14 protein-coding genes and 2 other annotated features are annotated in these 18,441 nt (G+C 37.2%); of the genes, 3 read left to right on the top strand and 11 right to left on the bottom strand.

The window, feature by feature from the left end; translation table 11 throughout:
• Positions 1-167: 167 nt before the first annotated feature.
• The 4 genes from pheT to HBB17_RS20505 all read right to left on the bottom strand — a co-directional run bounded on the left by pheT (position 168) and on the right by HBB17_RS20505 (position 5,752).
• Positions 168-2,606 (bottom strand): phenylalanine--tRNA ligase subunit beta, encoded by a 2,439-nt coding sequence (gene pheT, locus HBB17_RS16605; protein WP_167958707.1) that lies wholly within the window; start codon positions 2,604-2,606, stop codon positions 168-170.
• 214 nt (positions 2,607-2,820) lie between these two features.
• Positions 2,821-3,852 carry a phenylalanine--tRNA ligase subunit alpha gene (gene pheS, locus HBB17_RS16600; protein WP_167958614.1) on the bottom strand — a complete coding sequence of 344 codons (1,032 nt, stop codon included), beginning with the start codon at positions 3,850-3,852 and terminating at the stop codon, positions 2,821-2,823.
• Between the two features lie 125 nt (positions 3,853-3,977).
• Positions 3,978-4,229 (bottom strand) — a binding site (T-box leader).
• A 426-nt stretch (positions 4,230-4,655) separates the two neighbouring features.
• Positions 4,656-5,333, bottom strand: a complete 678-nt coding sequence (locus tag HBB17_RS16595; RefSeq protein ID WP_167958613.1) for a zinc-ribbon domain-containing protein — start codon at positions 5,331-5,333, stop codon at positions 4,656-4,658.
• 266 nt (positions 5,334-5,599) lie between these two features.
• A complete protein-coding gene (locus HBB17_RS20505; RefSeq protein WP_238483784.1) occupies positions 5,600-5,752 on the bottom strand; it encodes a hypothetical protein in 153 nt (50 codons plus the stop codon).
• On the opposite strand from HBB17_RS20505, the gene HBB17_RS16590 reads away from it, so the two are divergent.
• Complete coding sequence (locus HBB17_RS16590) at positions 5,724-6,494, top strand: YihY/virulence factor BrkB family protein (RefSeq protein ID WP_238483783.1); 771 nt, start codon at positions 5,724-5,726, stop codon at positions 6,492-6,494. The two genes, HBB17_RS20505 and HBB17_RS16590, sit on opposite strands and share 29 nt — an antisense overlap.
• 270 nt (positions 6,495-6,764) lie before the next feature.
• Here the strand turns inward: HBB17_RS16590 and rplT are convergent, their stop codons facing one another.
• The 3 genes from rplT to infC all read right to left on the bottom strand — a co-directional run bounded on the left by rplT (position 6,765) and on the right by infC (position 8,061).
• Positions 6,765-7,121, bottom strand: coding sequence for a 50S ribosomal protein L20 (rplT, locus tag HBB17_RS16585; RefSeq protein WP_167958611.1), 357 nt, complete (start codon positions 7,119-7,121; stop codon positions 6,765-6,767).
• Between the two features lie 22 nt (positions 7,122-7,143).
• A complete protein-coding gene (gene rpmI / locus HBB17_RS16580; RefSeq protein ID WP_167958610.1) occupies positions 7,144-7,341 on the bottom strand; it encodes a 50S ribosomal protein L35 in 198 nt (65 codons plus the stop codon).
• A 225-nt stretch (positions 7,342-7,566) separates the two neighbouring features.
• Positions 7,567-8,061 carry a translation initiation factor IF-3 gene (gene infC, locus HBB17_RS16575; protein ID WP_167958609.1) on the bottom strand — a complete coding sequence of 165 codons (495 nt, stop codon included), beginning with the start codon at positions 8,059-8,061 and terminating at the stop codon, positions 7,567-7,569.
• 446 nt (positions 8,062-8,507) lie between these two features.
• Between infC and HBB17_RS16570 the strand changes: the two genes are divergently transcribed.
• On the top strand, positions 8,508-10,295 hold the full coding sequence (locus tag HBB17_RS16570; protein WP_167958608.1) for a methyl-accepting chemotaxis protein: 1,788 nt from the start codon (positions 8,508-8,510) through the stop codon (positions 10,293-10,295).
• Between the two features lie 99 nt (positions 10,296-10,394).
• Here the strand turns inward: HBB17_RS16570 and HBB17_RS16565 are convergent, their stop codons facing one another.
• The 4 genes from HBB17_RS16565 to HBB17_RS16550 form a co-directional block, all read right to left on the bottom strand.
• On the bottom strand, positions 10,395-11,984 hold the full coding sequence (locus tag HBB17_RS16565; RefSeq protein WP_167958607.1) for a peptide chain release factor 3: 1,590 nt from the start codon (positions 11,982-11,984) through the stop codon (positions 10,395-10,397).
• A gap of 84 nt (positions 11,985-12,068) precedes the next feature.
• A complete protein-coding gene (thrS, locus tag HBB17_RS16560; RefSeq protein WP_167958706.1) occupies positions 12,069-14,063 on the bottom strand; it encodes a threonine--tRNA ligase in 1,995 nt (664 codons plus the stop codon).
• A gap of 196 nt (positions 14,064-14,259) precedes the next feature.
• Positions 14,260-14,480, bottom strand: a binding site (T-box leader).
• Between the two features lie 110 nt (positions 14,481-14,590).
• Entirely contained in the window at positions 14,591-15,553 is a 963-nt protein-coding gene (locus HBB17_RS20700) for a C-GCAxxG-C-C family (seleno)protein (protein WP_167958606.1), read from the bottom strand.
• Between the two features lie 56 nt (positions 15,554-15,609).
• A complete protein-coding gene (locus tag HBB17_RS16550) occupies positions 15,610-16,953 on the bottom strand; it encodes a glycosyltransferase family 4 protein (protein WP_238483779.1) in 1,344 nt (447 codons plus the stop codon).
• Between the two features lie 185 nt (positions 16,954-17,138).
• Between HBB17_RS16550 and fabV the strand changes: the two genes are divergently transcribed.
• Positions 17,139-18,341 (top strand): enoyl-ACP reductase FabV, encoded by a 1,203-nt coding sequence (gene fabV / locus HBB17_RS16545; RefSeq protein ID WP_167958605.1) that lies wholly within the window; start codon positions 17,139-17,141, stop codon positions 18,339-18,341.
• The last annotated feature ends 100 nt before the right edge of the window (positions 18,342-18,441 follow it).

The raw sequence follows: 18,441 nt of genomic DNA, 5'->3' as shown, positions 1-18,441 counted from the left end.
TTGTCTAAAAAGGCTGTCGCAATGAATGTATTCATACAATATAAAACTGCGACAGCCCTCTGTTATTCTTATATTTGGTATTGCTTTAATGTATTGGTTCCCATTACGTAAGCGAAGGTGCATCACGATTTTGTATGATGTACACCTTCTCTTATGCAATTACTTGATTACTGACGTAATTCAATTCCAATCTTCTTCAAACCATCTAAGATTTTGGTCATTACCTCATTCACATCTTTATCTTCTAACGTACGGTCTTTTGCACGGAAGCTGATGGAATATGCCATAGACTTATAACCTGCTTGAATCTGTGCACCTTCATAGATGTCGAATAATGTTACAGATTCTAAGATCTTACCACCATTCTTACGAATGATTGCTTCTACATCGCCTGCTAAGATGGATTTTTCCATAACCATACTGATATCACGTGTTACAGCTGGATATTTGGCGATTCCTTCATATTTTACTGCAAAGCTTGCGCGAGCAACAACTTCTGGCATATCAAGTACTGCAACATATGCTTTTTCTCCAATATTATAGTTATCAAGTACATCTGGATGGATCTCTCCAAGATAGCCGATTACAGTTCCATCATATATAATGTTTGCTTGTCTTCCTGGATGCAAGAATGTTTTTCCGGATTTTGGATCGTACGTTTTCATCTTTTTCAATCCGATCTTTTCTAAGTATTCTTCTACAACACCTTTTAGATCGAAGAAGTCACCTGCACCATACATTCCTAATGTTAATTGTGTTCTTTCGTCCGGTAATTCTGTTAATGGCAATGCATTTGGAAGATAGATATTACCAATTTCATACAAACGTACATCTTTGTTTCTTCTATTATAATTCGTTGCTAATGAAGTCAACATACCATTAAGGGTAACCGTTCTCATAATACTGTAATCTTCTCCTAATGGGTTTGAGATTACAACTGTTTTGCGTAATGTATCATCTGCTGGGATTAATAATTTATCGAATACTTTTGGACTTTCAAAAGAATACGTCATTGCTTCACTAAATCCAAAATGTTCTGCTATATCTCTTGCTTCATTTTCAATTCTCATCTTGAAGGATAATTTTCCTGTTGTAGCTTCTCCCTTAGGTAACGTTGTTGGAATATTATCATAACCGTAGAAACGTGCAACTTCCTCTGCAAGGTCTGCCATACAATGAAGATCTTGTCTCCAAGTAGGTACAACAACTTCTTTTGTTGCTTCATCATAATCTAGATCAATCTTCTTGAAGTAACCAATCATGGTTTCTGCATCAACATTCGTTCCTAATAATTGGTTGATTCGTTCTGGTTCAAATGCTACTCGGTTTGGTTGACGAACTTCATCATACACATCTACACAACCACCTACAACTTCACCGACACCAAGATCATTGATCAATTGGCAAGCACGATTAATGGCATCCATTGCATTGTTTGGGTCCAATCCTTTTTCAAATTTACCAGATGCATCTGTACGTAAACCAACTTTTTTACTGGATAAACGAATATTCGTTCCATCAAAGCATGCTGCTTCGAATAATACGGTCTTTACATCATCGGTAATTTTTGAATTCTCTCCACCCATAATACCAGCTAAACCGATTGGTTTCTCTGCATCACAAATCATTAAGATAGAAGAATCTAATTTTCTTTCTTGACCATCTAATGTTTCAAATACTTCTCCATCTTTTGCACGACGTACAACAATCTTATGTCCCTCTACTTGATCAAGATCATACGCATGCATTGGTTGAGCAAACTCTTCCATAACGTAGTTTGTAATATCTACTAGATTATTAATTGGACGAATTCCGCAAGCTGCTAGTCTTCTCTGCATCCATTTTGGAGAAGGACCAATCTTGATATTCTTTACTACTCTTGCTACATAACGTGGGCAAAGATCTTTTGCTTCAATCTCTACTTGAATGTAGTCTGCTGTTTTTTCATTATTTTCCTTCACTTCCACTACTGGCGGAATGAACGCTTTACCAAATGTTGCAGCAGCTTCTCTGGCAATACCTAAAACACCGAAGCAATCCACACGATTTGATGTGATTTCATATTCAAATACAACATCTTTTAATCCTAATGCTTCAATGGCACTTGATCCAATGGTTAGATCATCATATTCTGGATTATCACTGAAGATATAGATTCCATTCTCTGGTGCATCTGGATACATCTCTTTTGTTGAACCTAATTCTTCGATGGAACACATCATACCACAGGATTCTATTCCACGTAGTTTTCCTTTTTTAATCTTCACTCCACCAGCTACTTTTTCTCCATCATGACCACCAGCTACTCGGCCTCCATCAAGTACAACTGGAACAACATCTCCCTCTTTTACATTTGGTGCACCTGTTACAATCTGTACACTTGTACCGTCTTCAGCAATCTGTACTTGGCAAACAATCAATTTGTCTGCATCTGGATGTTTCTCAATCTTTAAGATTTTACCTACAACGATTTTATCTAAATCTGCATCTAACTTTTCATATCCCTCTACCTTTGAACCTGACAATGTCATGGCATCTGTATATTCTTCTGCTGTTACATCAAGTTCTGGCACATAAGCTTTAATCCATGATAATGGTGTATTCATAATTTCCCCATGCATATCACAAGTTTCCTGTGATTTTGCCCAATTAAACAAGTTGAAAGAAGGCATCGCATGGCTCCTTTCTTGATATTTGATATTCTTTCAACTTGACATTCGCATTCCGCACTTCCTGCTCCATGCTCATTTCTCGGCGGGTCAACACGTCATATTCACCTCCTTGCAAGCACAAAGTGAAATGACCTTTTGACCCTTGCATCTAAAATTGTTTTAAGAAACGTGTATCATTTTCGTATAATAGTCTCATATCGTCTATTTCATATTTTAGTAAAGCGATACGTTCAAGCCCTACACCAAATGCAAAACCTGTATATTCGTTTGGATCAATCTTACTCATCTCAAGTACATGTGGATGAACCATACCACATCCTAAGATTTCAATCCAACCACTTCCTTTACAGAAACGGCAACCACTTCCACCACATTTGAAACAAGATACATCCATCTCAGCACTTGGCTCTGTGAATGGGAAATGATGTGGACGGAACTTCACTTTTGTGTCTTCACCAAAGATTTCTTTTGCAAATACAGCTAATGTACCTTTCAAATCTGCAAATGTAATGTTCTTATCAATAACAAGTCCTTCAATCTGATGGAAAGAAGGAGAATGGGTTGCATCTACTTCATCTGAGCGGAATGCACGACCTGGTGCAATCATACGAATTGGTAATTGTCCCTTTTCCATTTCATGAACCTGAATAGAAGAAGTCTGCGTACGAAGAACGATGTTACTATGGGAATCACTTGTTACATAGAAAGTATCTTGTTCATCTTTTGCTGGATGATTTGCTGGAATGTTCAACGCTTCAAAATTATAGTAATCGTACTCTACCTCTGGTCCTTCTACAACTTCGTATCCCATACCAACAAAGATTCTTTCTACTTCTTCTAACGCAATGGTATTCGGATGACGGTGTCCAACCATTGGTTTTGTTGCTGGTAATGTTACGTCAATGGTTTCATTCTTAATCTGTTCTTCTCTGATTTTTTTCATAAAAGCTGCTTTTTTTGCTTCTAAACAACTCTCTAACTTTTCTCTTGCTTCATTTACCATCTGACCAACCATTGGTCTTTCTTCTGGTGCTACCTCTTTCATAGATTTTAACACAGAAGTTAATTCACCTTTTTTTCCAAGGAAGGCAACTTTAATCTCATTTAATCTTTCTAATTGTTCTGAAGAATTGATCTGTGCCAACGCTTCGTCTACAATCGCTTTCAATTTTTCTTTCATGTTCTGATCTCCTTTCTGATCGCTAACGGTAATCACTAGTGCTCATCTATAGCAACGGGGTTTGGTAATTAGATCATTCTCCATTACGCAAAAAATCCCTTATATGACAGACACTAGTTTGTCATATAAGGGACGAAATATTAAATCCGCGGTACCACCCTGTTTCTTACTCCAGTTCCATAACTGTAATAAGCTCTTCGTTCATGAATAACGGTCATCACCCGGCATCTTCTACTAAGCAGTATCTCTACTCCTTTTCAAACATGCAGCTCCTGTGGGAAATTCGATAATTGCCTGAACTTAAAGAAGCTTGCAGCCGGTGACTTCTTCTCTCTGTAAGAATTGCAATGATCTACTAACACATTCTTTGCTTTTCCATATCATTTCCGACAAAATGCCGTCGTTATCTTCTATTCTAGCATACACGCTTGATTTGTCAAGCATCGATTTATCGGATCTATCAATTTCTGATTTAGAAAAGGAACGTATTACGATCTGCAATGAACATACGAGCCTCACAAGCAAAGAAGGACTGTTAAATTTTGCTCCCTTTCCACATTAACAGTCCTTTGATACAGCATTTATGAAAAGATGTAACACTATACTTTGCAAGATAATCACCCTTTATCCGTAAGCAACTCATCTTTCATAAAGTAAGAAGATAGTTCGACATAATTCTACTATTATATGTATTTTACGTCAATAGTTCTCCCGTCTCATTATGCCCTTAAATGGCACCAAAAAGCACCATGTAAGATTTATATCTAGACACTTACATGGTGCTTTCTTAATTAATAATCGAACTAATTTAGGTCTACAACTTTCCACTTACCGTTAATCTTCTCTAAAACAACTTCACCTTCTTCTGATTCTGTCTGTCCTAAGAAAGTTGCTGTTATTTTAAGTGTAACAACTGCAGAATTTCCGTCAATTTCTGTATCTACGACTTTCACTTTTGATACTTTTACTCCAGAAACCTTGATTCCTGCTACAACTTCCTCTAACGAACTTGAATCAACTTCATCAGTTGAGATGTATCTCTTTGCTGCTTTCGCATCTTTATCCATCATTAACTCTTCGATACATTTCTTCGCTACTCCTGATGGAGAACTTGGATATTGAATAAAGTTCTTATAAACAAAGAAAACTGCTACAAGTATAACAATTGCTCCTATAATCCCAATTAAGCCTTTATTAACTTTCTTTTTCCCTGTTTGTACACTTGCATTTGGAATTGGATTATAAGATTGTGGATTATATGGTTGTTGCATTGGCTGTTGTTGTATTGGCTGCTGTTGCACTGGTTGTTGTTGCACTGGTTGTTGCTGTATTGGTTGTTGTACTGGTTGTTGTACTGGTTGTTGTACTGGTTGTTGCATTCCCATTGATTGATCATTAACTTTTGTACCACATTCTGTACAGAAACCTGCACCCACTTCTAATCGTGCGCCACATTTCGTGCAAAAATTGTTTTCTGACATCTGAAAATCCTCCCGCGATTTTATTCCTATGTACTACGACTTAGTACCTTCATTTTATCGGTTATAGATACTCATGTCAAGAAATTAAACGTATAATCTTACAATGCTTGTTAACACAACTACCACCGTACCAGTATATTGTATAGTTTTTCTAACAAATGCAGATACTTACGATATTCCACCAGGTTCTACACATACATCAACACTGTTATAAATTGAATTGTCACTTGCATTTTTATGAAATATATTTTAGGATTAATACATAATTATAGTAAATGAAAGATTGGAGTACCTATGAATCTCATATCCTTGATCCAAACAATACGAATTGCTTCCCGAAAGATTTCAGAGGACCTTGTCCCAACCTTCTCTGCACAGGCAGCATTCTTTATTATTATTTCTTTCTTTCCGTTTTTCATGTTTTTATTAACTCTGATACAATTCATTCCTATTACTGAAAGCGAATTATTAATTTTAATTCGAAATGTACTTCCCACGGGGATTAATACCTATGTGATCTCACTGATTTCTGATATCTATATACATCCCGCTAGTACGATTATCTCCATCACCGCGATTACCACTTTATGGTCTGCTTCACGTGGATTTCTAGCAATAGTAAAAGGATTGAACACGATTTATGGAATTAAAGAAACAAGAAATTATATTAAACTACGTATTACTTCTGCCATCTATACACTCGCTTTTGCAGTTATTATAATTATCTCCTTAGGTTTGCTTGTGTTCGGAAATCGGATCTATCTCTTTATTAAGACACAGTTCCCATTAATCAATGACCTAGCGGTAGCAGTGATTGGTTTTCGTACCATTGTGTCTCTAGCTGTATACACATTATTCTTCCTATTATTATACATTGTCATACCCAATCGTAAGACGCGATTCCTGAACGAATTACCTGGTGCTATTATTGCATCGGCAGGTTGGATGTTGTTCTCCTTCCTGTACTCTATCTATATCGATAATTTCTCTAGGTTTTCCACAATGTATGGTAGCTTAACCGCTATTGTGTTATTAATGTTATGGTTGTATTTCTGTATGTATATCCTATTCATTGGTGCAGAGATCAATGTATTGTTTCTAAACCGTTGGCCGTACAATCGATTGTTCCACAGAAAGCACGCTAAGCAAAAAGTTAAGTAATAAGCTCGTGCGTTGCTTCATTTTCCTATTTTGTGTAGAATTCATTTGTAGATACCTATTCTTTTCTGTTCATTTGCTAACTGGCTGGTCAGCAATAACAGTTTAGCCTAGGTATCTATTTTTGTAAAATACTTTACTCCTTCTCTACAATTTAAATTATACAAGAAGCTATTAAACAAAAAGGGTTCCACACCAACAACAAGTTGTTCATGTGGAACCCTTCTATTAAATAGATCCAAACCTAAAGTTTGTCCTATATTCTATTCTTATCTAAGCTAATTTTGCTTTCGCTACATCTACTAATGCTTTGAATCCTTCTGCATCGTTGATAGCCATTTCAGATAACATCTTTCTGTTAACTTCAACACCAGCTAATTTTAAACCATACATAAATTTGCTATAAGAAAGTCCGTTCATTCTAGCAGCGGCATTGATTCTGGCAATCCATAATGTTCTGAATTGTCTTTTTCTTTCTTTTCTTCCTGCAAATGAAGAAGTTAATGCTCTCATTACAGATTGTTTAGCTACTCTATATTGTTTTGATCTAGCGCCTCTATAACCTTTAGCTAGTTTTAATACTCTATTATGTTTTTTTCTAGCGTTCATTCCGCCTTTAATTCTTGCCATTACTTCGTTCCCTCCTTATATCTTATAAATATGGTAAAATTTTCTTCATATTCTTAACGTTAGTTGCATCTACGATTGTAGCTTTTCTAAGATTTCTCTTTCTCTTAGTAGTTTTCTTAGTTAAGATGTGGCTCTTATAAGCTTTCATTCTCTTTAATTGACCTGTTCCTGTTTTTTTGAAACGCTTAGCTGCTGCTCTGCTTGTTTTCATTTTTGGCATGATAGTTCCTCCTTAATAATATCTTCCTGTTATTCTTTGCGACAAAGTGTCGAATACAATGCAACTCTTTACGATAACATTGTATAGTAATGTTATGGTCACTTGACATCTATAACATATCTATCCATGGGGCTTCCATTCTATATCGACTGCGGGATACCCCATATCAGAACAACCAACTACACAAGGTAGCCCGGTTGTCATGAATGAATTCCACTGACTTTCTTAGCGCTTTTCTGCTAAGAACATGATCATACTTCTTCCTTCTAATTTTGCAGGTTTCTCAACTACTGCAACATCTTCTAAACGCTCGAAGAAAGAATCAAGGATCTGTTTGCTTGTTCCCATATGAGCCATCTCTCTACCACGGAAACGAAGTGAAACCTTCACTTTGTCTCCCTTTGAAAGGAACTTTCTCGCTTGATTTGCCTTTGTATTCAAGTCATTCTCATCAATGTTTGGTGATAAACGAATCTCTTTTACATCAGTAATCTTTTGCTTCTTCTTTGCTTCTTTTTCTTTTCTGGCTAACTCATATCTGTATTTTCCATAATCAATAATCTTACAAACAGGTGGTTTCGCTGTTGGAGCAATCTTAACTAAATCTAAGTTTGCTTCCTTTGCTAATTTCATAGCATCTTTCGCGGACATTACTCCTAATTGTTCTCCCTCTTCGCCAATAAGACGAACCTCTTTGTCTCTGATTTGTTCATTAATCATTAAATCGCTAATAACAGTACACCTCCATAGGTTTGTTCAAATAAACCAGTTACACTTTACTAATTCTAACTAAAAAAAACGTAGATAGCAAATCTATCCACGTCTTCAAGTTCGATCTATATTCAGTATCATCTACTAAATTTCTTGAAAATATAACCCGAGTCACATCAACCGTGCTGAGGTGAGAGTGGATACTCTGCTTCAATGTTTTCTGTAATTGCAAAATATTAATGCACTCACAGCTTTTTTATTCTATCATAGTCCCAATAGTTTGTCAATAACTTTTTCAATATATTGATTTTTATAGTATTATCTTTTATAATTACATCCATGTGTGTCAAAAAGTATTAATTGAAACACATATTTCCAATCTGTTCCTCAACTAATTCCCAATTTTTCAATGCAAAAGCAGTCAGTCTTAACTCTTACCAAAGAAAGGAAATATTATGAACTTTAAAAAGAAAAAAAATAACGACTTATTTAATGAAAAGAATACGATTCGTGGGAAACTTTATGAAAACAATAAAGGAATCTTTGGCTTCATGATGGCAATTATTGGTCTTACAATATTTTGTATGATCCTGATTTTTCTAAGTCAATCTAAGCAACTTACTTATTCCCAAAATGCAGATGCGATTCAAAACGTAATTTCCACTGAAGAGCAATGGATGAATTCCTTGTCAGAACAGCTTCTAAGTGGTTCTTCTCGCCAAACAGTATCTTCCGCCACCGATATAGAAGATACATTAAAAGGAGCCACACGTCAGTTAAATGCAAGTTCAAAAAAAGCTTTATCAGATGCAATCGAATTGTATAACACCATACACAAGCTTGCTAATGAAGTCCTTACAGCCAGTGGAGCAAATGTTTCTGAAGCAGTATCGAAGTATTCCAAGGAAATTACGCCTGCATTCAATGAGTTTCGTAATTCCCTTGTATCTGTTGTACAATACAACAATATGAAAATAACACGTTCTGCTAAAGCTGTTCGTCTTCAGACTCTAATCGCCATTCTCATTAATATTGCCTTAACTATTGTCGCAATCTTACATACACGTAAAGTCAGCAACAAAACAGCCAAAGCAATCGTCACTCCAATTAATTCCATTGTAGAATGGTCAGAAGAATTATCCCATGGTATTGACTCCATCTCGTTTTCTAAAGATAATCTTGATTTGGAACTTACAGAGATCCAAACCATGGTTAACGCTTTTGAACGTCTGGCACAGAATATACAACACAATGTGGATGTGGTAAAGAGAATCTCGGAAGGTGATTTAACCGCATATGTAGAGATTCATTCTGCATCCGACAGTCTTGGCAAAGGGCTTTACCACTTGGTACAATCCAATGATATCATGTTCGCAGAGATTACACGAATTGCTAATATGGTATCCAATGAAGCACAGGGGATATCCGATGCAAGTAACTCTCTTGCTGAAAGTTGTAGCGTTCAAGCTTCTACTGTTATCTCCTTTAAGGAGGCCGTTGCCGATACAAAAGAACTAATTCATACAAATGCTGAAAAGATAAATGAAGCCACTTCCATTACCGATGATATCAAGTTGGAAGCAAATGATAGTTCACAAAAGATGGCAGAATTACTTACTGCAATGGAAGCAATTCGTGTTTCTTCTGAGAGTATATCCGCTGTTATCCATACCATTGAAGATATTGCAGATCAAACCAATCTCCTGTCTTTAAATGCTTCCATTGAAGCTGCCCGTGCCGGTGAAGCTGGTAGAGGATTTGCCGTAGTTGCTAATCAGGTAAGTGAACTTGCTGCGAAAAGTGTAGCTGCTGCAGCCGAAACAAAGAAAATGATTGAAGACACCATTCAAAAAACTACGATTGGTAACAACATCACTAACATAACTGCAAAGTCATTTAACAAGATTGCTAATAGTATTGATCAAATAGTTACTGTAACTTCAGAAATCGCAGACGCTGGAAATCTGCAAGCCGACCGAATCTCTACAATCACACAGGAGATTGATCGAATCTCTGAATCGGTAGAAAGCAATGCTGCTGCATCGGAAGAAACAGCTGCTGCCAGTGATGAATTAATGAATAGTGCAGTTCTTCTAAAAGATGCCATGAATCGATTTATTCTTCGTGATCGTGAACCAGGTAAACCATATATTCCAAAGGAGAAGCGAAACGATCCGGATTTCATTAAAGAAGCAGAAATAAATTACAAAAAAGCTATAGAAGAAGGAAGAGTGAAAGCTTAAAAACAGAGGCGCTTGGTTGTCACAAACAACAACCAAGCGCCTCTATTCTATATTTTCCTATTAAATACTCAATTTATACCATCATGCGATACACAATCATTAAGACCGACCAAATTCAGATAAGACAAGTCCTTTATTACGATCCAGTACCGTATTAATTGACCAACTGTGAACAAAAAGCAACAGTGGATTATCTTTAAGATCTTTGATCTTCTTCGTATCAGAAGTAACACTAATACTTGCTACATCCATATCTTTGCTCTCAATCCAACGGATATGCTCATATGGAAGTGGCTCTAATCGAATGTCTACACCATATTCGGATTCCAGACGGAATTTTAAAACATCAAATTGTAGGACACCAACAACACCAACGATAATTTCTTCCATACCTGTATTATATTCTTGGAAAATCTGAATTGCACCTTCTTGGGCAATCTGTGAGATACCTTTGATAAACTGCTTTCTCTTCATCGTATCCAATTGACGTACCTTTGCAAAATGTTCTGGTGCAAAGGTTGGAATCCCTTCATACTCAAACTTTGCATTTGGCATACAGATTGTATCTCCTATGGAGAAGATTCCTGGATCGAACACACCAATGATATCTCCCGCATAAGCCTCATCAACAATCTTTCTTTCCTGTGCCATCATCTGTTGTGGTTGAGAAAGTTTTATCTTCTTTCCTCCTTGCACATGGTTTACTTCCATACCAGCTTCAAACTTACCAGAACAGATTCGCATGAAAGCAATACGATCTCGATGTGCTTTATTCATATTCGCTTGAATCTTGAATACGAATGCGGAAAACTCTTCTTTCAATGGATCAATGATTCCTTCCTTAGCTTTTCGAGGAAGTGGGGAGGTTGTCATGGAAAGGAAATGCTGCAAGAATGTCTCTACCCCAAAATTCGTTAATGCAGAGCCAAAAAATACTGGTGTTAATTTACCAGCACGTACTTGCTCTAAATCAAACTCGCTACTTGCTCCATCTAACAATTCAATATCTTCTGTTAATTTTTCATGTAACTCTGTACCAATCAACGAATCCAATTCTGGACTTCCTAATTCCACTTCAACGGTATCAACTGCTTTCTGTCCATTATTAGCTGCTGTAAACTTCGCAATGGTATTGGTATTTCGATCGTATACCCCTTTAAAATTCTTACCACAGCCAATTGGCCAATTAATAGGACAAGTCTGAATTCCTAGTACCGTTTCAATCTCATCTAATAATTCAAAGGTATCATTCGCTTCCCGGTCCATCTTATTAATAAATGTAAAAATAGGTATTCCTCGCATGGTACATACTTTGAATAATTTCTTTGTTTGTGCTTCTACACCTTTCGATGCATCAATGACCATGACCGCAGAATCTGCTGCCATCAAGGTACGATAGGTATCTTCTGAGAAGTCTTGATGTCCCGGTGTATCTAGAATGTTAATGCAGAATCCATCATAATTAAACTGCATTACGGATGAGGTAACCGAAATACCTCTTTGCTTTTCAATCTCCATCCAATCCGAAACCGCATGTTTTGCCGTTTTCTTTCCCTTAACGGAACCCGCAAGATTAATCGCTCCTCCGTATAACAAAAGTTTTTCCGTTAAAGTCGTCTTACCTGCATCGGGGTGAGAGATAATCGCAAACGTTCTTCTTTTCTTTATTTCGTTTGTGTAATCAGCCACAGTTGTTCCTCCATTATTACATGGAAAAACATTTTGACGCATACGCCAAAATGCTTTTCTACCTATATTGTTTTTTATTCGTTTTTACTTGTTTTTTCCGTTTTTTTGATTTTTCGTATTGTCTTCTTCCTGTACTTCGATCTTACGGATCTCTTTCGTACGGATTTCTTTACAGATTTCATCAACGAAAGTAGCAACTGGTTTTTGACCTTCATCGCCAAGGTAACGGCTTCTTACGGATACAAGGCCTTCTTCTTCCTCTTTTTGACCTACAACTAACATATAAGGAACACGATTTAATCTTGATTCACGAATCTTATATCCAATCTTTTCTGCTCTTTCATCTACCGTAACAAGAACACCGTTTTGTTGTAATTGGTCTTTTACTTTGTTTGCATAATCATGATATTTTTCAGAAATAGGTAAAATTCTTACTTGTTCTGGACATAACCATGTTGGGAATAAACCAGAATATTTTTCAATTAACCAAGCAAGCGTTCTTTCGTAGCATCCGATAGACGTTCTATGGATGATGAATGGACGTTTCTTTTCACCATTTTGGTCAATATAGAACATGTCAAAACGTTCTGCTAATGCGAAGTCTAATTGAATGGTAATCATGGTATCTTCTTTACCATATACATTCTTCGCTTGAATATCAAGTTTTGGTCCGTAGAAAGCAGCTTCGCCTTCTTCTTCATAATAATTAACACCAAGGTGATCTAAGATCTCTCTCATCTTATTCTGTGTCTTTTCCCAATGTTCTTCATCACCAAGATATTTTTGTTTATTATTTGGATCCCATTTTGATAAACAATAGGTTACGTCATCTTGTAAGCCCAATGTTTCCAAACAGTATTTTGCAAGATCAAGACAACCAGCGAATTCTTCTTCAATCTGTTCTGGCGTTACAATTAAGTGTCCTTCCGAGATGGTAAACTGTCTTACACGTGTTAAACCGTGCATTTCTCCAGAATCTTCATTTCTAAATAAGGTAGAAGTCTCACCATAACGACAAGGAAGATCACGATAACTCTTTTGGCTTTGTTTGTATACATAGTATTGGAATGGACAAGTCATTGGACGAAGTGCAAATACTTCCGAATCCTCTTTCTCTTCATCTCCAAGTACGAACATACCTTCTTTATAGTGTCCCCAGTGATCAGAGATTACATACAGATCCTTCTTTGCCATTAATGGAGTCTTCGTACGCATGTAGCCACGTCTTTCCTCTTCATCTTCGATCCATCTTTGTAATGTTTGGATCATCTTTGCTCCCTTAGGCATAAGAAGTGGTAAACCTTGTCCGATAACATCTACCGTTGCGAATAATTCCATCTCACGGCCTAATTTGTTATGGTCACGTTTTTTGATATCTTCAAGATGTTGTAGATATTCGTCCATATCTGCATTCTTTGTAAATGCTGTACCATATACTCTTGTAAGCATCTTATTCTTCTCGCTACCTCTCCAGTATGCTCCTGAAGAAGAGATTAACTTGATTGCTTTCAATGGTTTTGTACTCATCAAATGAGGTCCACAACATAGATCTACATAATCACCTTGTTGATAGAAAGAGATTTCTTCTCCTTCTGGTAACTCTTCGATCAATTCAACTTTATAAGGTTCTTCTTTTTCCTGCATGAACTTGATTGCTTCTGCTCTTGGAAGAGTGAATCGCTCTAATGCCGCACCTTCTTTGATGATCTTCTTCATCTCTTTCTCCAATTCATCTAATGCAGCGCGATCCAATGGTTCCATATCAAAATCATAGTAGAATCCTGTATCAATGGAAGGTCCAATGGCAAGTTTTGCTTGTGGGTAAAGACGTTTTACCGCTTGCGCAAGAACATGAGAAGCAGTGTGACGATATGCTGCCTTACCACCTTCCTCATTAAATGTTAAGATACTAAGTTCGCAATCCTTATCAACTACCGTTCTAAGGTCAACAACTTTCCCATCAATTTCTCCAGCACATGCCATTCTAGCAAGTCCTTCACTGATATCTTTTGCAATATCGATTACTGACATTGCATTTTGATATTCTTTTACGGATCCATCTTTTAATGTAATCTTCATCATTCTATTTCCTTTCTATTGGTTGATTCACTTTTCAGATACTTACCTGCCTTGTTCTTAGTGCCGAGCACTGTCAGCTTCAGCTGACATCTACCTTATGTGCGAGTGCGCATCCCCCGGAGGGTTTATATAATAGGAAAGTCGGAGGACTTTCCTATTATATAAAAAAAGCCCCTTCCGATCTAAACAGAAGATCGAAAGGGACGAGTCTATTCTCGCGGTTCCACCCTACTTGGTACAGACGAATCTGCACCCACTTATTCTGCCACTTTTTGTTGGCATAGATGATAACGGAATCACCGGACCGGATTGGGGCCACTCGGAGGTAGTTTTCCGACATTTCCTAATAAGATATTCACAGCTTACAATCTCTCTCTGGATTATTCCATGTCGTACTCTTCTCTTCATCGTATTACTTGTATTCTGTATTATTCTTTCAATTTGTTCATTCATTTCATATAGAACAAATCTACACTAATTTTCATTATATCATCTGGTTTAGTATTGTCAATAAGGAAATCTTGCTTCTATATCAACTTCTCCATAACAAAATCATCCATTACATAACCATTCCCAATATCAGCTACCTGTTCTTTTATCTTCACAAACCCCTTTTTCTCATATACAGCAATGGAATCCACATTATAACGATTTACCGTTAACCAGATTTTCTGTTTTTTTTCTTCTTTTGCCAAGTCTTGCAGGAATCCAAATGCTTTTGTCGCAAGTCCTTTTTTTCTCGATTCCTTCGCTATGTACAACTTACTCAGAAAAATCTTATCTTCTTCCATCACAAGTCCTATATAACCAACTGCCACATCGTTATCCTTGATCAGGTAGTATTCATACCCTTGGGTAGCCATTTGTTCTTTTACGGCATGTTCTGATTGAAACCGCTCAACCATATAGTCAATCTGGTCAGTCTGTAAGATTGTTGCATAGTGTTCATGCCAGATCTTTGTACCTAGTTCTGCCACCTTCTTTATTCCTTCTTCGTTTGTAACTTTTTGAAATGTTGATTCCGATTTTTCCCTTTCTCCCTTAAGCAGATATTCTTCCAAAATTTCTACTGCTTGTCCTACCAATTCCACACAAGGTCTCTTCTTATAGTACTCTTTTGTTCGTTCTTCTGGTTTCGTTTGTGATGTATCTGCTGCTTTATCCAAACCAAGCAACTCACGGCAAATGATGGAACCATTCTTTTGACGGTATATTGCTGCAAGTTGCTGTACTACATCATAATTATGTTTTTTCGCTTCTTGGTCTTTCCCTTCGGTACTTCCTGTTTCCATTCCTGCAACAAGAAACATACCCGATACCGCACCGCATACTTCTCGCATCCTTCCCATTCCTCCACCAAAGGAACTGGACACCTTAAGTGCGGTATCCATATCCATATGATAATAATCTGCAAATGCAGCAAATACAGCTTGGGAACAGTTGAATCCTTCTCGAAATAACCGCATAGCAATTTCTTTTCTACTCTCCATCTTTGTGCCTCCTCTTTTCCTGTCTTCACACGAGAATAATTACTTATATAGATTTCTTATAATAGGCTTTCCTCTACCGGCTTTTCCTCTACTACCTCTTGATATAAATGAAGTACTTTTCTCGCAAATGTTTCTGTTGAATATGTCTTTACTACCTCTAATGCATGTTGAGAATACTGTTCTATTGTAACTTGTTTTTCAACAACTCGATCTTCGATATCCTGTTTTGCAACTCCATAAAGAATAGCATCTAGTCCTGCATACATCTGTTGTTGGTTATGGAAACCATATCCATTATAGCCATCAATCAGAATATCCTCTAGGCAAGCATCCTGCTTTGCTACTACCGGTAATCCTGCTGCCATCGCTTCAATATAGGTTAACCCCTGTGTCTCACTTTGAGAAGCACTCATGAATACATCTCCAAGTTGATAATACCTTCCAATGGTATCCCATGGTTTCTCCCCAGCAAAGATAACCCGTCCTTCCAAGCATAGTTCTTTCGCAATCTGTTTTAATCTTCCTTGGTCTGGTCCACCACCAACAATGACGAATTTCACATCTGCATGTTTTTCCATATATGCTGGCATTGCACGAAGCAATTCCTCAATATTCTTTTCCTGTGATATTCTCCCTAGATAAACAATGGATTTTTCATTTTCTTTGATTCCATATTCTAATCGAAGATTTCTTATCTCTTCTGCTGTGAATTGTTCTTTACTAAATTTATCCAGTTTAATTCCTGTTGGAATAACTTCAATACTACTGTGTACATGGTAATTCAACAAGAGATCTTTAACCTTATTCGTAGGAACAATCACTTTGCTGGCAGAATTACAGCATTTTCTTGAGAAGAAACGAATGGCTGCTTTGGTTCGCTTATCCAAACGTTTGATCTTCATAATATAATGTGAATAATCTTCATAAATTGTATGATACGTATGAACTACTGGAATGTTCAGTTCCCTTGCCATGATCCTACCGAATATCCCAAGTGAGAATTCCGTATTCGTATGAATGACATCCAGTTCTAATTTCTTTATCTTCGTAGCCAGTCTTGGCTGATAAAACATTCCTACACGCCTGTCACTTAAAAAGATGAATGGTACACTTGGTACCCGAAATACGTTATGTTCAAATTCTGGTTCACCTGGCGTCTTTGTCGTAAAAACGTAAACATTATGTCCCATCTTTTCTAATTCCGTCTTTAACATGAAACAAGATGTTGCTACTCCATTAATCTCTGGATAATACGTTTCTGTAAATATTCCTATGTTCACTCTACTCTTCTCCCCTACACTGAACTGACCATCTGCTACCATGGTCATGTATTTATAATATAACGAATTCTGCTTACTTTGTAAAGCATCTGCTCTTTCCCCCGTTATTGACCCTCCCATCCTTACTTTGACTATCTCCCCCTATCTATGATATAATTATTTTGATTGTCAAACAATTCGTGTATCTACAAGGGTCAAACGGTCAATTCACACCTGGCTTACACATAAGTGAATAGGACTAGCGCTTTTGCGCAGATTGCGAATGTTATGTTATTCCAAGATTTCGAAAGGAAATGGTGATTATAATGATTATAGAACCAAAAGTACGCGGATTCATCTGTACCACCGCTCATCCCGTTGGTTGTAGGGAAAATGTCAAACGACAGATTGACTATATAAAGACACAATCTTCTTCTAATTCAACTACAGCTAAGACGCCTAAAAAAGTACTCGTAATCGGTTGTTCTACTGGTTACGGTTTAGCATCTCGAATCGCACTTGCTTATACATATGAAACAGCAACGTTAGGCATCATGTATGAAAAAGAAGCTTCTGGTACTCGTACTGCAACTGCTGGCTGGTATAATACTGCAGCCTTCGAATCCTTTGCTCAGCAAGATGGATTATATGCGCAGACCTTAAATGGAGATGCCTTCTCCAAAGAGATGAAAGAACAAGCCATTGCTAAGATCAAACAGGACCTTGGTAAAGTTGATATGGTCATCTACAGCCTTGCAGCACCACGAAGAACTACAGCCGATGGTACGACTTACACTTCTGTTCTTAAAGCAACCGCTGAACCATTCGTTAGCAAATCCTTAGATCTCCGACACAACACCATTGTAGAAGCAACCATTCCTTCTGCAACTGAGGAAGAAATTGAAGCCACGGTCAAAGTAATGGGCGGTGAAGACTGGGAAGATTGGATACAAGCCTTAGTCGATGCAGATGCCATAGAAGAAGATGCTGTCACCATTGCTTACTCCTATATTGGACCCAAACTTACGTATCCAATCTATAAGGAAGGTACCATTGGTCATGCCAAAGAGCACCTTCACCAGACAGCAAAGGAAATTACAGCAACGTATGAAAACCATGGTATTCATGCTTACATCTCTGTTAATAAGGCTTTGGTAACACAGGCGAGTGCAGCGATTCCTGTTGTTCCTCTCTACATCAGTCTTCTGTACAAAGTACAAAAAGAACTTGGTACTCATGAAGGTTGTATTGAACAGATCTGCCGTCTTTTTAATAAAAAATATATAGAATCTGCTCCTCAGGTTGATGAAGCAGGATTAATTCGACTTGACGATTATGAATTAGATTCTAAGGTCCAGAAAAGAATTGAAGAAATTTGGCCTACCATTACTACAGATAATATTAAAGACAATGCGGACATCGCCGGTTACTGGGAGGATTTCTACACTATGTTTGGTTTCCATATAGCAGGTGTGAATTATGAGCAAGAAGTTGATGCAGCGGTATCCATTCCTAGCATATTGCCGTAATCATCCTATTTAATCAAACAAAGCATGTAATCTTAATGAAATTAATCCTATATAGTAAGAATAAGCTGGAACAAAACGACGATCTCCGTTCGTTTTTGTT

This window comes from Anaerosporobacter faecicola (assembly GCF_012070565.1).
Classification (GTDB): Bacteria; Bacillota; Clostridia; order Lachnospirales; family Lachnospiraceae; genus Anaerosporobacter; species Anaerosporobacter faecicola.
This window is presented reverse-complemented; position numbering and strand designations above follow the sequence as displayed.

What these genes read in the sequence shown, in the direction of transcription:
- HBB17_RS16570 (WP_167958608.1), top strand. Translation starts at nt 8,508, where the DNA reads ATGAACTTTAAAAAGAAAAAAAATAACGACTTATTTAATGAAAAGAAT.
- pheT (WP_167958707.1), bottom strand. Translation starts at nt 2,606, where the DNA reads ATGAATACACCATTATCATGGATTAAAGCTTATGTGCCAGAACTTGAT.
- HBB17_RS16595 (WP_167958613.1), bottom strand. Translation starts at nt 5,333, where the DNA reads ATGTCAGAAAACAATTTTTGCACGAAATGTGGCGCACGATTAGAAGTG.
- infC (WP_167958609.1), bottom strand. Translation starts at nt 8,061, where the DNA reads ATGATTAATGAACAAATCAGAGACAAAGAGGTTCGTCTTATTGGCGAA.
- HBB17_RS16550 (WP_238483779.1), bottom strand. Translation starts at nt 16,953, where the DNA reads ATGGGAGGGTCAATAACGGGGGAAAGAGCAGATGCTTTACAAAGTAAG.
- fabV (WP_167958605.1), top strand. Translation starts at nt 17,139, where the DNA reads ATGATTATAGAACCAAAAGTACGCGGATTCATCTGTACCACCGCTCAT.
- HBB17_RS20700 (WP_167958606.1), bottom strand. Translation starts at nt 15,553, where the DNA reads ATGGAGAGTAGAAAAGAAATTGCTATGCGGTTATTTCGAGAAGGATTC.
- pheS (WP_167958614.1), bottom strand. Translation starts at nt 3,852, where the DNA reads ATGAAAGAAAAATTGAAAGCGATTGTAGACGAAGCGTTGGCACAGATC.
- rplT (WP_167958611.1), bottom strand. Translation starts at nt 7,121, where the DNA reads ATGGCAAGAATTAAAGGCGGAATGAACGCTAGAAAAAAACATAATAGA.
- HBB17_RS20505 (WP_238483784.1), bottom strand. Translation starts at nt 5,752, where the DNA reads ATGAAAAACGGAAAGAAAGAAATAATAATAAAGAATGCTGCCTGTGCA.
- rpmI (WP_167958610.1), bottom strand. Translation starts at nt 7,341, where the DNA reads ATGCCAAAAATGAAAACAAGCAGAGCAGCAGCTAAGCGTTTCAAAAAA.
- thrS (WP_167958706.1), bottom strand. Translation starts at nt 14,063, where the DNA reads ATGAAGATTACATTAAAAGATGGATCCGTAAAAGAATATCAAAATGCA.